The 14,637-nt window shown below is 44.0% G+C and carries 12 protein-coding genes and 1 tRNA gene; 4 read left to right on the top strand and 9 right to left on the bottom strand.

The window, feature by feature from the left end; all coding sequences use genetic code 11:
• The first annotated feature begins 372 nt into the window (after positions 1-372).
• Positions 373-795, top strand: coding sequence for a nitrous oxide-stimulated promoter family protein (locus RDK53_RS11180; RefSeq protein ID WP_308514912.1), 423 nt, complete (start codon positions 373-375; stop codon positions 793-795).
• A gap of 54 nt (positions 796-849) precedes the next feature.
• On the opposite strand, the gene RDK53_RS11185 is transcribed toward RDK53_RS11180, so the two are convergent.
• The 4 genes from RDK53_RS11185 to RDK53_RS11200 all read right to left on the bottom strand — a co-directional run bounded on the left by RDK53_RS11185 (position 850) and on the right by RDK53_RS11200 (position 5,442).
• Positions 850-2,361, bottom strand: coding sequence for a flavocytochrome c (locus tag RDK53_RS11185; protein ID WP_308514914.1), 1,512 nt, complete (start codon positions 2,359-2,361; stop codon positions 850-852).
• Positions 2,362-2,570: 209 nt separating this feature from the next.
• Positions 2,571-4,946, bottom strand: coding sequence for a Fe(2+) transporter permease subunit FeoB (feoB, locus tag RDK53_RS11190; RefSeq protein WP_308514917.1), 2,376 nt, complete (start codon positions 4,944-4,946; stop codon positions 2,571-2,573).
• Between the two features lie 8 nt (positions 4,947-4,954).
• A complete protein-coding gene (locus RDK53_RS11195; protein WP_066593054.1) occupies positions 4,955-5,182 on the bottom strand; it encodes a FeoA family protein in 228 nt (75 codons plus the stop codon).
• A gap of 14 nt (positions 5,183-5,196) precedes the next feature.
• On the bottom strand, positions 5,197-5,442 hold the full coding sequence (locus RDK53_RS11200; RefSeq protein WP_308514919.1) for a FeoA family protein: 246 nt from the start codon (positions 5,440-5,442) through the stop codon (positions 5,197-5,199).
• A 275-nt stretch (positions 5,443-5,717) separates the two neighbouring features.
• Between RDK53_RS11200 and RDK53_RS11205 the strand changes: the two genes are divergently transcribed.
• The gene (locus tag RDK53_RS11205; RefSeq protein WP_308514921.1) at positions 5,718-6,824 is read left to right on the top strand and encodes a porin; all 1,107 of its coding nucleotides are present in this window, start codon (positions 5,718-5,720) and stop codon (positions 6,822-6,824) included.
• Between the two features lie 96 nt (positions 6,825-6,920).
• Here the strand turns inward: RDK53_RS11205 and RDK53_RS11210 are convergent, their stop codons facing one another.
• The 4 genes from RDK53_RS11210 to RDK53_RS11225 form a co-directional block, all read right to left on the bottom strand.
• On the bottom strand, positions 6,921-7,388 hold the full coding sequence (locus tag RDK53_RS11210) for an HMA2 domain-containing protein (RefSeq protein WP_308514923.1): 468 nt from the start codon (positions 7,386-7,388) through the stop codon (positions 6,921-6,923).
• Positions 7,389-7,407: 19 nt separating this feature from the next.
• Positions 7,408-9,492 (bottom strand): heavy metal translocating P-type ATPase, encoded by a 2,085-nt coding sequence (locus tag RDK53_RS11215; RefSeq protein WP_308514925.1) that lies wholly within the window; start codon positions 9,490-9,492, stop codon positions 7,408-7,410.
• 50 nt (positions 9,493-9,542) lie between these two features.
• Entirely contained in the window at positions 9,543-9,851 is a 309-nt protein-coding gene (locus RDK53_RS11220) for a hypothetical protein (protein WP_308514927.1), read from the bottom strand.
• Positions 9,852-10,127: 276 nt separating this feature from the next.
• The gene (locus RDK53_RS11225) at positions 10,128-11,591 is read right to left on the bottom strand and encodes a helicase HerA-like domain-containing protein (RefSeq protein WP_374041585.1); all 1,464 of its coding nucleotides are present in this window, start codon (positions 11,589-11,591) and stop codon (positions 10,128-10,130) included.
• A 262-nt stretch (positions 11,592-11,853) separates the two neighbouring features.
• On the opposite strand from RDK53_RS11225, the gene RDK53_RS11230 reads away from it, so the two are divergent.
• Complete coding sequence (locus RDK53_RS11230) at positions 11,854-12,351, top strand: hypothetical protein (protein ID WP_308514931.1); 498 nt, start codon at positions 11,854-11,856, stop codon at positions 12,349-12,351.
• Between the two features lie 15 nt (positions 12,352-12,366).
• Complete coding sequence (locus tag RDK53_RS11235) at positions 12,367-14,031, top strand: carbon starvation protein A (RefSeq protein WP_308514933.1); 1,665 nt, start codon at positions 12,367-12,369, stop codon at positions 14,029-14,031.
• Positions 14,032-14,485: 454 nt separating this feature from the next.
• Here RDK53_RS11235 and RDK53_RS11240 read toward each other — a convergent pair.
• Positions 14,486-14,562, bottom strand: a tRNA-Arg gene (locus tag RDK53_RS11240).
• Positions 14,563-14,637 lie beyond the last annotated feature (75 nt).

The following is a 14,637-nucleotide window of genomic DNA, read 5'->3' on the forward strand; positions in this document are numbered from 1 at the left end:
GAGCGCAACCTTGCCAAGGTTGAGGTCGCGAGTTCGAGACTCGTCTCCCGCTCCATTCTTCCATCTTCTTTTCCTGATTGTATCATCACAAAAACTTCAGTTCGTCATCGAACTTTTCGGGATTAGCTTTTGGACTCTATACCTTTCGTTAATTCTTTGACTCAACACTTAAGATTGCCAAATTGTCTCCTTGGCTTCCGTGCATCATCCGAATGCCTTTGGTAATTTTTCATTTCTGATTCCAAACGTTACCACCTGTAAAGAATCGGAAATTAATGAGTACAAATGAGATTAATTCTCAATATTTAATAATTTTTTAAGTAGTCATGCCTAGACTCTACTTTCTAAATTCCGCTTGGTATCGCAGCACAGATGTTTGAATATGAATTAAAGAGGTTAAACCTCAGCGAGAAAAGAGAGCAGCAGGTCAAACTTCCCTATATTGCTAAGGATGTTGAGACTATTCGCATCATGACAGAGATTTTCTGTCATGCTCACCATGACACTAAAGAAGGAATGTGTCCGGAATGCGAAGACTTTTATCTCTACGCCGTTAAGCGGCTTGCCTGCTGCCCTTTCGGAGAGAAAAAACCGGTCTGCGGAAGCTGCAAAATTCACTGTTTCGGCAAAGGGTACAAAGAAAAAGCAAAAGAAATTATGGCTTTCTCCGGACCAAGATTAATTCTGAAACACCCTTACCTATCTTTCCGCCATTTAGTAGCATTGTTTAGAACGGCTCCGGATAAACCAACGGCCGCGAAACCGCGGCCGACTGTTGCTAAAAAAGAGAAATAGGTAGATACGCTGAAATCTTTATGATTCGGCGTACGAGCCTCGATATAACTCTCTTTACTTCTTAGCGTCTTTCATTACTGTTTCGCCCGCCAATTTTCCGTTCACTAAGCAGTCCATAACTGCATTAGCACCGATACGAACTGCACCATGAATACCACCGGTACATTCTCCCGCAGCATATAGTCCAGGAATCGGCTGATCGTTAACCACGGACAAAACGCGTGTGGATGTGTCGGTAGCAACACCTCCCATGGTGTGGTGAATCTTCGGACTCATCTCAGAGACATAATAAGGAGCGTGGGTAAGAGGCTTCAATCCTTTATCTAATTTGCGGTTGAATTCCGCATCTTTCCCGGCTTCTATCGATTTGTTAAAGTCAGCAAAAGTTTGTTTTAAGACTTCCGGATTCATTCCATAGGCTTTGGCCAAGGCATCTAAATCCGCATACTCTTTGACTGCGCCGTTCTTTTTCAAAATTTCCATTGCGCCCGGACGGACTTTCTTGAAGGATTCGACACCTTCTGCATCTGTTACGGAAATTGTTCTCCCTTTAGCATCCAATACCTTAAAGATAGCGTCGGTTGCTGTTTTACGATCGCCGAATTCATCAGTAAATCTCTTGCCAGTATTGGTATTGATCCACAAACCATACAGAGAACCGCCCACGCTCGCGAAATGAGATCCCATGCCCATTCCTTCTTCATCAGGCGAGGTATTCGGCAAGAATTGAATCCAATCGGCCTGAATAATATTTGCGCCTATACGGCTTGCTTCACGCATTAATTCTGCGGTCGCACCGGGCTGATTAGTTGTCTTCAAGTTAGCCGTCAACTTCGGATCAAGCAATGTGCGATAAGCGATATCAGCTGAGAATCCGCCGAAGGCTAGAATAACGCCGTCCTTAGCTTTGATCTCAACTGTTTTTCCTGAATCCTCTTTTCCGAATTTGTATCCTTCTCGTGCCGTAACACCGATGACTCGGCCGTCTTTATTCTTATCGAGAGAAATTACTTTAACCCCCGTAAAGACGGGAACGCCGAGTTCTTTAAGCTTGGCCATGAAAGGAATCAAAATTCCTTGACCGGTTCCTTCCTTAGTGATCAAGCAGCGTCTTGCAGAATGCCCGCCTTTACCGGTCAAATCAGTGCGCCAAACCACGCCTTGTTTTTTCGTCCACTCGAAAGTTGGAGCAGCCAATTCAGTGACGACTCTAATATGGTCCGGATCGCCTAATCCCAGGCCAATTCTCTTCATATCGGCGGCAAGTTTTGCCGGAGAGTCTTCAATGCCTTGTTCTTTTTGGACTGACGAACCTGGGATGGCCATCATGCCGCCGGAACGTGAAGAGTTTCCCCCGGCTACCTGCATTTTTTCCAAAACAGCTACCTTGGCACCGTTTTCGGCAGCAGAAATTGCAGCAGCTAATCCGGCGAAACCGGAACCGATGACAATAACATCGTACTCAGGCGCAATGGTTTGCGGTGCGGCCCAAATTAATGACGACACACCGGCGCATACAGCTCCGGTAACCATCACTTGAAGCATGTTTCTGCGGAATAATTTCATTTACTTCTCCATATGGTTAGTCTAATTTTTGTCTTGGTGAATCATATGGATTCTAGGTTCTGTGTTACTGGATGTAAACAGAAATTGTTGCTTCTTTAATAATCGTGTTGATAAATTTTCTAAGAACAAAAAACATTGTCTGCACAAAAAACTCCGGTGCTTTTGTTCCGGCACCGGAGGAAGAAATAAACAACAGGTTTGAATGCAGACTATCTAGCTAAAACTGCTTCTCCGGTTCCCCTGTCATCGTTATTTGCCGCCATTCTCAAACCTACGACTACAGCAGCAATTAAAGCTACGCATACTGCAATACAAACAGAGGCATAAGCCGGATTAGAGGAAAATCGACCTACTTGATAAACGAGAGTTGCGGAACAGTATCCAAGCACTGTCGTCCAACCTGCGGCGAACAAGGCCCATTTGCTTCCAACTTCTCTGTAAACAGCGCCCATAGCTGCGCCGCAAGGTAAGTAAAGAAGAACCATCAGCAAGTAGGCAAAGGCGCCAAGCTCACCGTCATAAAGTTTATTCATAGCCTGGATAGTACCGGCAGCAACTTCTTGTTCTTCAGCTTGTTTTTCAACGTCCGATAAATCACTGTCTACCGAAATACCGAGCGGATCTGTAAAGAATGCTCCGATATCACCGAAACCTTCACCAATACTGGCTACGGCTTCATTTAAGGAGTTCATAAAGTTAAATCCTCCTTCTTCTTCAGCAGCTTCAGCCTTTTCCTCAACGGCAGCAGCCGAGGCTCCTTCAGCTGCAGTTTCTTCATCTTTGCCGCCCATACCGCTGTATAAGGAATCCAAAGTTCCGACAACCGCCTCTTTAGCCAAAATACCTGTAAAAATCCCCACAGCAGCAGGCCAGTTTTCCTCAGATACGCCCATCGGTTTGAATACTGGGACGATTGTCTTACCGATTTGAGAAAGAACACTCTTATCCGAGTCTTCATTACCGAAAGAGCCGTCTGTACCTAAAGAGTTAAGGAAGCAAAGAACAGCGACCAACACCACAATGACTTTACCGGCACGGAAAATAAAGCCTTTTAATCTATCCCATGTCCTAAGAATGATGTTTTTGAAAGTCGGCAAATGATACGGAGGAATTTCCATCACAAAAGCACTGGTCTCACCCTGTAAAACAGTCTTCTTCAGCATAAAGCCAGTGGCAATAGCGGCCAAAATACCAATGAGATAAAGACCGAATACAAGGTTTTGTCCGTTCATCGGCCAAAAAGCTGTTGCGAATAAAACGTAGACCGGCAAACGGGCACCGCAGCTCATAAACGGAGCCATCAAAACAGTTGTTATGCGATCTTTCTTCTTTTCCATTGTACGGGTCGCCATAATGGCCGGCACCCCGCAGCCAAAACCAATAATCAACGGAACAAACGCTTTGCCGGGTAAGCCCAGAGCGCGCATAAGTCTATCCATCACGAAAGCAGCACGGGCCATGTAGCCGGAGTCTTCTAAGAAGGACAGAGCTAAAAACAAACAGAAAATAACAGGAATAAATGTGGCTACACATTGAATACCACCCCCGATACCATCAGCCAAAATGGTCTTAAGCCATTCCGGAGTACCTATAGAGGTCAGCAGTTCTCCGAATCCGTCGATAAATATGGCGCCGAATAAAATGTCGAAGAAATCAATGAAAGCGGAACCTACATTAATTGAGAAAATGAACATCAAATACATGACGCCCAAGAAAATCGGGACACCAAGCCAACGATGCAGCACAACCTTGTCGATTTTATCAGTCAAAGTTTGAGTAGCCTCGCCCTTTCTGGTGATACAGTCATGAGCAACTCTTCCTACGAAAGAATAGCGCACATCGGCCATAACCATATCAACGTCGCCGTCATATTTTTCATTTAAAGCATTGGCTTTAAATTCAACGCCGGCAAAATTCTTATCCGGGAAAACTTTGAAAAGCTCTTTGTCTCCTTCCAGGATTTGCTCAGCGACCCAGTAAGCTCTTGAGATACCCTGTCGATTCAAATCTTGACCGATGGACAGGATTTCTTCATTGATATCTTGTGGAAAGACGATAGGATTCTTAGGAACGGCTTTTTTAACTAGCTGCTCTTCAATACATTTCTTAAGGTTCTCAATTCCTTTCTCTTTAGAGGCTATAAGCCCGACTACCGGACAATCAAGTTCTTTTGATAATTTTTCTAAATCAATCGAAATCCCATGATGTTTAGCGGCGTCAAGCATATTGACGGCAACAACCATCGGAACTTGCATTTCGATGAGCTGAGCTGTCAGATAAAGATTTCTTTCGAGATTGGAAGCATCGACGATATTGACGATAAGTTCTGCTTCATCTTCAAGAATATAGTTTCTGGCTACTCGTTCATCCTCGCTGGAAGAGGCACTGGGCTGAATGGAGTAAATGCCGGGCAAATCAACCAACGTGACATCTTTGTTCTCCAGAGAGAAATGCCCTACCTTCTTTTCAACGGTAACCCCAGGCCAATTTCCCACGGATTGATGAGAACCCGTCAATGCATTAAAGAGAGTCGTTTTTCCGCAGTTGGGATTTCCAACAACGGCAATAGTAGATTTAGCTGTCATTTTTTTACTTAGAGAGGTTCAACATCAAGGATTTCGATTTCCGCTTTTCTAACACTGATAAAAGAATTACGAAGTTTGATTTCAATCGGGTCCCCAAGAGGAGCGATACGTGTGACTTCGAATTCCGTATTGGGAAGGACCCCCAAAGAGAAAAGTTTCTTTCTGTATTCTGAATTTCCCGGCAAAAAGCCTTTAATAACGCCTTTTTGGCCCGGCTTCATGTCTCTTAACTGCATATTCTTCTTCCTGTTTAAGAGGTTTGGAGTACTTTTATTTCAGCTGCGATTTCCCGATTGATAGCAATTCTTGCGTCACCTACAGCCACTAAAAGCGGTCCCTCTTCGACTGAAGCGATGATGGATGCAATCGACCCGCGGTACAGTCCGAGATCTCTGAGTCTTCTAACCTCTTCGTCTGGGACAGCGCCGAATTTTGCTACACGGCATTTAACATTTAACGGCAACCCGCTTAAGCGGAAGGAATTTGAAGCTGACATAAAGTATTAAATGAAAATGAAAACGAAAATTATTTATAAAAATATTACTCCAAGTAAACATTAATGAAAATTATTCTCATTAGTGTTTACATTATTTTTAAGTATTAAATTCACTGCTCATATACCAAAATGCTGGAAGTCTTGATCGCTGCAAGCGATTGATTTTATTCACCCACCACTTAAAAAGGTATTGTTAAAAATCTGCAGAAATCCTTAATAAGCGACATTTTTAAAATATAATGCTAATCATTCTCATTTATTTTTTTGGAGCAGTAATGAATTTTGTTAAGACCTCTTTAGCCGTCGCCCTTCTCTCTTTGGGCTCTTTGGCGGCTGCTGAATCTCAGATTACTTTGTACGGTACCGTAGATGGGGCAGTTGTAGTCAACAAAGCAAAAGGTGCAGACACAACAGTTTCCATGGAAGACGGTATCGCAGGAGGAAGCGTTTGGGGTTTGGAGGGAACCGAAGATTTAGGTAACGGATACTCGGTAGGATTCCTTCTTGAAAACGGTTTTTCTATGGACAGCGGGGAAGCCGGCGAAGAAGGCAAGAGTTGGAGCAAACAAGCCTCTCTTTCCGTTTCCGGAGGATTCGGTGAGTTAGCTTTCGGCAGGATGGGAGGTCTTGCTTCTTATGAAGGCAGTTATTCCATCTGGGATGCCTCCCCAATCGGAACCGATTATCTTCAGGCAGGTTTGGGCAATGTGTTTGTCACCGGACAAATCAACAATAACAGCGTCGTCTATGTTTCTCCGGAATTCGGCGGCTTAAAACTTCACGTCCAATACTCTAACGGTACTCAAGCTGATGATAAGAAGTGGTCCTTAAACGACCACTACTACGGTCTCGGTCTTACTTATGAACTCGGAAATCTTTCTTTAGCCGGTATCGTTGAAAGATACGACTACAAGTCATTTAGAGATGAAGACACTAAGGCTTCTATGATTTACAGTCTTAGCGCAAGTTATGACTTTGAAGTCGCCAAAGTCTTCATCGGCTATCAGTATGCCAGCCGCTTCCACACAGTTGATCAGCTTGAAGACGCCTTTGTCGGCGGAAAAGGCATGAACCAAAATGCCTTTACTTTAGGTACTGAAATCCCTGCAGCCGGCGGAACGCTGAAGTTGGCCGCCAACTATGGTTTCGGAAAAGTGAAATCTGCAGACCAAGTCACTTTCGGTGATAACAAAGTTAATCTCAACAAAGACAAGTTCAACAGGTTCACAGTCGGGGCAGCCTACGAATATCCGCTTTCCAAACGCACTTTCGTTTACGGATGGGGCGCCTATGCTACTGCCGGAAAACTTTTTAAGGAAAAAGCCGTTGAAGGTAACTTCAAGTCCTGGAGTGTTGGTTTAGGTTTGCACCACAATTTCTAACCAAGACTGTGAGCATGTTCAAAGGCCGGATTCCCCGGCCTTTGCTGTGTATTAAGAAAAAGTATGCACTGCTGAATAAACAACTCCTCGAATGCCTTATCTTAAGAGTTGTTTCTTATACCTGAGCGTATGAGCGGCAGCGGCAGCTGTAAATATCCACCCAGCCAAGGAGTGAAGTTTCCAGAGCTTTAGGCTCAGGCCCAAAAGACAGAGGGGTCCGGCAAGAGCCATCGTTTGATTTTCGACCTTTCTCATTGCCCTATAGCCAGAAAGTTTCCGTTGCTTCGCAGACTTTGCTTTTGTTGCGAACTTCGTTGTTTCAAAAAGTGCCAGAGAATTTAAAGAGGAATTAAGAACTTCTTCAAAACGAGCTTCATCAAAAACTGCAGGCTCAAAATTTACTAATAAAGAGCCGGTTATCTTATTCAGCTTAAGGTCCTCAACACCCCTGACCTGCTTTAAAGCCTCAAAAAGCTCTGCACCATCAACAAGCTTCAAACTTTCCGAGCGAATCCTCAATCGGCCTTCGGTTCTGCTAGTAATAGTTCCATGTAAATGTTCCATAGTATAGAGTCCTTGCTGTTTATAAGACTTCTGAGGCCGTCTTTTCTTCAGAAAGATTCGGGAGGTAGGCCCGGGCAGCGTTAAGCGTCACACCGACTGTCGTTACGTTATGAAGCACTGCTCCAACAGCAGCCGGTAATACACCAGCCAAGCCTCCGGCTAAGAATGCAGTATTAAGCCCCACGGAAGCACGGAAATTCTGATGAATTCTGCTTAGTGTTCTCTTTCCAAGCTTAATTGCTAAGGGAAGATGCTTTAAGTTGTTTTCCAATAACACCACAGCAGCAACTTCACGGGCTAAGTCAGCTGCTTCTGACAAGCTCACTCCCACATTGGCTGCAGTAAGTGCCGGAGAGTCATTAATACCGTCGCCGACCATCAGAACTTTTCGACCGCTTTTTACCATTCTTTCTATGATCTGCGCTTTTCCTTCCGGCAGAACTTGACAGTAATACTCCTTGATATGGAGTCTTGCAGCAACATTCTTTGCCGTTCTCGGTCCGTCCCCGGTGAGCATAACAATATTCTGAATACCCAAGTTCCTCAGTTCTTCAATTACTTCGGCAGATTCCTTTCGGATGGGATCTTCAATACCAATCAAACCCTCCAACTTTCCATTCCTGGATAAATAAAGAACCGTGTGTCCCTTCGAAGCGATGCGTTCGATTTCCTCCTCAGCTCCGGAACAATCAACTCCCTCATCTTCTTCAATGTAGTGACGGCTGCCGATTAAAACTTTTTCTCCGTTCAACTCCGTACAGATTCCGTGACCAACGACATATTTAACTTCGGCGTGCTCTTCTTCATGATGAAGTTCCTCGTCTGCCGCTGCTCGCACAATCGCCTTAGCGACCGGATGCGGGAAATGTTCCTCAAGACAAGCTGCATTCCTTAAAACAGTATCTCTATCCCATGTTCCGAGAGGAATAACTTCGGATACTTTCGGATGAGACTCGGTAAGCGTTCCTGTCTTATCAAACACAACAGTGTCAACTTGAGCCAATTCTTCGATGTACCTTCCTCCTTTAATTAAGATCTTGTGAGAAGCACCTTCTCTCATTGAGGACATAAATGCTACCGGTGTAGACATCTTTAAAGCACACGAATAATCCACCATTAAGACAGCAGCCGCTCTTTGAAGGTTTCGCGTAAACAGCCATACAAGTCCCGACAGCAAGAAGCTGTATGGAACAACTTTGTCAGCTATTTTCATGGCTTTGCTTTCAACGTTGGCTTTAACCTTCTCACTGTTCTCAATAAATTGAATAATTTTATTAAGACGAGTCCCTTGCCCAACGGCCGTAGGCTGGATTAGAAGTTCTCCATCTTCAACAACGGTTCCCGCGTAAACGGTACTGCCTTCTGTTCGAAGAACTCCTATCGATTCTCCCGTCATTGACGCCTGATTAACCGTAGCCGAGCCGCCGATTACTTTTCCGTCCACCGGTATGGCTGAGCCGGCTCTCACCTTCAAGAGATCTTCTTTTGTTACCGAGGAGAGAGGAACTTCAAGTTCCTGACCGTCTTTGACAATCCAAACCGTATCGATGTTCATGGCCAAAGATCGAGTCAAGTTCGTCATCGTCTTTCTTCTCGTCCACTCTTCGAGCTTTTCGCCGAATCCTAAAAGCAGAACCAGTGTTGAAGCCGTCTTAAAATCACGCATCAGCAAAGAAGCCGCAATCGCGCTCAAGTCCAAAACTTCAACAGTAAGCTTGCCTGAGAAAAGCTTTTTAAAACCTTCTGAAAATATTCCCCAAGAACTGTGAAGGAACATTCCGAGGCTAGCTGGAAAAGGCATCAACGGTCTGGTAAAAAAACGAACCATCGGCCAGAAAGCTACATCAGAGATAACGCTTTGTCCTTGAGGAATTGCCAACGGCTTAGATGCCAATGCCCTCATGTAGCGAGCGATTACAGATTTGGCTTCCTGCAGAGATTGCTTATCCATATACAGAAGAAGAACACTTCTTGTACGAGGATTAATTCTCACACCTTCAATTCCAGGAATCAGATCCAATTTGTCGGCCAGCTCTTCAGCCCCTTCTGAACCGAAAGGAAAGTCTGAGACAAACCTAATCCTTCCCTGAGTGTGGGAAACCACAGAAAATTTCATAATTTTAAAAACTGAATAACAAATGCAGTGAAAAGATACTATTTACCTTCTTTAGCAGTATCTTCCGGGAGAATTACATCTTGAGAACTAACGTTCTGAGCACGGGCTTCTTGTTGTCTGCGAGCGGCGCGTTTCTTCGCCTCTTCTTTCGCTTCGGCTGTCATATCTTCTAAATCTTCTTTAAAGGTTTCAGCGCCTTCAATCAACTTATCTTTCCAATCCAGACCGTATGACATCAGCTTTGTTGTGCACGGTCTGAGTTTGCCTCTGCTAATTGCAGAAGATGCAACGAAACCTAAAAGAGCGCCTCCAAAAACACCCCAAGCTACTTTTGTGAAATCCTTCATAACTTTTCCTTTAAAAATGCAAATGAGAATGAAAATCAACAATGATAATTGTACCCCTTTGAAAAAGGCTTCAACTTCAATTTTTTCATGCTAGTTCAATTAATTGATTCCGGAAGGCGGAGATTGAAATCAAATATTGCTCCGCACGCATTATGGGACATGGAGTTTCCAAGTTATCGATTTCTTCGAATGCTCCGGAGCAAATATGAAGGAAAAGTGCCCTTAAGCAAACGCCTCAGAAAAATTCTGAGGCGCTGTCAGGAAAAACTCTTTGAATTACTTTTTACCGAGTAAAGAACCTAATACTCCGCGGATAATTTGATTGCTTGCTTGTCTAACCACGGATTTCGCCATATTCTCAACAACTCCGGGCCTGTGGCCTCCTCTAGGACCGGTAGATCCAAACATGATATCTTTCAGAGAGGAAAGAAGAGCATCTCCTATTCCCGGTTCTTCCTCTTCCTGGACAGCTGCTCCACCGGCCGTTCCTTTTGCATCCTTTTGAGAGGGCTGTTGAGAACGAGCCTGGAGCACTTCATACGCACTTTCTCTGTCGATTGGCTTGTCATAAACCCCAGCAACAATAGAAGATGCCATTAATTGCTTACGTTCTGCCTCCGTGATTGGTCCTATCTGACTTCCCGGGCAGCCAACCCAAATTCTTTCTGTGACACCAGGGACGCCACCCTCTTGAAGGAAGGATACTAAAGCTTCACCTACACCTAGCTCTGTAATTGCTTTGCCGATGTCTACTTTCGGATTAGGCCTCATCGTTTCAGCAGCAACCTTGACGGCCTTTTGATCTCTTGGAGTGAAAGCTCGAAGAGCGTGCTGGACGCGATTTCCTAATTGTCCGAGAACAGAATCAGGAATATCAAGCGGATTTTGTGTAATGAAATAAACACCGACGCCTTTAGAACGAATTAAGCGGACAACTTGTTCGATCTTATCGAGTAAAACTTTCGGAGCATCTTTGAAGAGGATATGAGCTTCATCAAAGAAGAATACGAGTTTCGGTTTTTCTAAATCTCCGACTTCCGGAAGATTTTCATAAAGCTCACTCAAAATCCACAAAAGAAATGTTGAATAAAGCTTCGGAGCCTGCATCAATTTATCCGCAGCCAAAATATTGACAACTCCTTGCCCACCGACAGTCTGGAGAAGGTCTTGTATATTGAGCATTGGTTCACCAAAAAATTTATCAGCACCCTGGCTCTCCAGAGCTAACAAACCTCTCTGAATTGCACCAATGGAGGCCGGAGAGATATTTCCATATTTTTGTCTGAACTCTGAGGCGTGTTCGCCAACAAATTGAAGCATGGATCTCAAATCCTTCAGATCCAAAAGGAGCAGTCCGTTGTCATCCGCAATAGCAAAAACCGCATTTAAGACACCCTCTTGCGTGTCGTTCAATTGCAGGAGTCGAGATAAAAGCAGAGGCCCCATATCGCTGATGGTGGCTCGAACAGGATGGCCCTGCTCCCCGAAGACATCCCAAAAGGTTACCGGACAGCCTTTCCACTCCGGCTCCTGCAGTTTTTTCTTGATTATTCTTTCTTTTAGTTTTTCGGAAGGAACTGCAGCTTTTGCTAAACCGGAAAGATCTCCTTTGATATCAGCCAAGAAAACCGGTACACCGATACGTGAAAAATCCTCAGCAAGCTTTTGTAAAGAAACTGTTTTACCGGTACCCGTTGCTCCCGAAATACAGCCGTGGCGATTAGCTAAACCGGGCTCCATTGTTGAGGATGCAGATGAATCGACAGCATCAATTGGAGCACCAAAATACAGAGGCTCTACCATTATTTTCTCCTAGTTGTTTTAAAGCATTATAGAGCCGCTGCACCTGAGCCTTCATACTATTTAAGCCTGTGAATGCCTGAATTGCATCCTTCTGATCTCGCAAGTATTAGGGTTATATCCATCCGAGATATTATTTTCTTTTTTGTAAGAAATTTAAAATTAGAAATAATTAGTATCATTTGGTACTAATGAGGTTTTTATGGACAGTCATCAATACAAAGAGATTTTAAAAAACAGATTAAGAAGTTCATTCGATTTTTTGGAGCCGCCTAAGCCTTTAAGTAACTACTCGGATCTTTGGGCGGTTCACAATAGATTGAATGAAAAATACTTTCTTTCTAAGAAAATTTCCTTGTATTCGATGAACAATGATGAATATGTAAGTCTTAAGCTGGTAAGCAACCAACTTACCGCCGAATTCTTAGATGAATGCCAAAAAGCATTTTCCGACTACATTTCATCGATGAGAGTTGCTGAAGGGCATATGTCTTCTCTCTTTAATTTGGTTTTACTGACTGAATCAGGAGTTGAAGATAAAGCTCTGAATAACCTTTCTAAGCATAAGTTCCACAAGGACTTTTGCTTCACCTTAAAAGGCTGGGCAGACCTTGCAGTTTTTGTCGTCGATCTGAAAGATCAGAAAGTCTTTTCCAATCCGAAAGGTAGTAATTCAACGGCTAATTTTCAAATTTTTTAGGAATACTTTTCTAATATGAACGGACTTGCTTTATTGCTTGGTGCGACAGTTATATTTATTGCCGCCTACATCGTATACGGTTCTTGGTTAGCCAAGAAATGGGGTGTAGATCCTTCCAGACCTACCCCAGCTTATACGCAAAAGGATGGTATCGACTACCTTCCGACAAAACCTGCTGTACTTCTCGGTCACCATTTCTCATCCATTGCGGGTGCCGGTCCGATTGTCGGCCCAATTTCAGCTGCAGTCTTCGGATGGATTCCAGTTTCTCTGTGGATTATTGTCGGAAGTATATTCTTCGGCGGTGTTCACGACTACGGTTCAATGGTTGCATCTATTCGACATAAAGGTCAAAGTATTGGCCAGATCATTGAATCTAACGTAGGCAGAAGAGCCAAGTTGCTATTTGCAATTTTTGCGTGGGTAACTCTCCTTGTGGTTGTGGCAGCTTTTGCCAATATTGTGGCTTCAACATTTGTGGCCAACCCAGGAGCCGGAACCGCTTCTCTTCTCTTCATTGTTCTTGCCGTTGGTTTCGGTTATGCGGTCTATCGTTCCGGCATTCCGCTTCTTATCGGTACCATCTTCGGAATTATCGGTATGGCGGTGTCCTTCTGGCTCGGACACATCTTCCCCCTTGCTCTTAGCAAAGAAGTTTGGCTGTTGATTTTGTTAGCCTATGTATTCGTGGCTTCTATTGCTCCCGTATGGATTCTGCTTCAACCAAGAGACTACCTCAACTCCTTCCTCCTCTACGCAATGATGATTGCTGCTTTCCTGGGTATTTTTTTCTACCAGCCGACAATGGAAATCGCAGGATTCGTTGGTTTCGATCTTGGAGGCGGACAATGGCTGTTCCCTGTTTTATTCGTTACCGTTGCCTGCGGTGCCATCTCCGGATTCCACTCCTTAGTTTCTTCCGGAACCAGCTCAAAGCAGCTTGACAATGAACGCAACGCCAAACTTATCGGTTACGGTTCGATGCTGATTGAAGGCCTTTTAGCTATCTGCGCCATTATCTCCGTTGCATACGTAGCTGCAGACAAGCTTCCGGCGTTGCTGAAACAAGGAGGACCGGTTAATGCCTTCGCCCAAGGAACGGCAACATTCATGACATCTTTAGGCTTAGATTTCTCTCTTTCTAAAGAATTCGTTGCATTAACTATCTCCGCTTTTGCTTTAACAACTCTTGATACTGCAACTCGTTTGGGAAGATTCATTTTCCAAGAGATGATTGCCCCTCAAGCTGAAAGCAATAAAGAAGTTAAGCCCAACTCCGTCAGAGAAGCCTTAAGCAACCGTTATGTTGCAACCCTGATTACCATTGCTGCCGCCTGGTACATGGCTTCCGGCTCCTATCTGACTATTTGGCCGATTTTCGGTACTGCAAACCAGATGCTGGCTGCCCTCGCCTTGTTGGCAATTACCGCTTGGCTCAAGAAAGAAGGTAGAGATACATACATGATCACAATTCCAATGTATTTCATGTTCGCCGTGACTTTCACTTCTCTTGGACAACTGATCTATTCCAACTTAGGCAAAAACTGGCTAATCGTCGGTGTATCTGCTCTTCTGACTGTTCTTTCTCTCGCCCTGGCAGTTGAAGCATTCCGTGTTTTCAGTGATGACAAGAAAGAAGCTTCCCAGGCAGAAGGCCTTCAAAGCCAAAGCCAGGAATAACTTAATTCTTACATAGAGAAGAATGGTAAAAGAACCTTCTTCTCTATACAGTGATAGACGCCTCCTTTAGAGGCGTTTATTTTTGATTAATAAAGCTGAAAGAGCCGGAGAGGTCACTCATAGAAGTGAAATCAGCCGAATTTAGCCATATAAAAGAGAATAAATAATTTGGGCGATGCCAAAGGATGGACGCCGAGGAAGGATTAGTTATAAGAATCCTTCTAGAGTCGCCGAAAAAATTAATTTGGCATTGTTCTAAAGTTCTCACAAAATTCGAAATTTTTTTCCAGCCGCTTGGATAGAAAAATTATGTTAGAACGCCAGAACAATTTGTGATGGTTATTGTGACGGCGGATGAAATTTCTATGTTTGAGTTTGAATCCGGGAAAGAATTAAAAGATTCAAAAATGAGAAAAGTCTGAGAACCATTTTACGATTCTCAGACTTTGTTTTATGGCGCGCCAGGCAGGATTCGAACCCACGACCCCTTGGTTCGTAGCCAAGTACTCTATCCAACTGAGCTACTGGCGCAATATATGTGAGCCCGGAGGCTACCTACTTTCGCAAGAAATACAACTCACTATCATCGGCGTGGAGGCGTTTCAC

The sequence above is a fragment of the uncultured Turicimonas sp. genome, from assembly GCF_902477955.1.
Classification (GTDB): domain Bacteria; phylum Pseudomonadota; class Gammaproteobacteria; order Burkholderiales; family Burkholderiaceae_F; genus Turicimonas.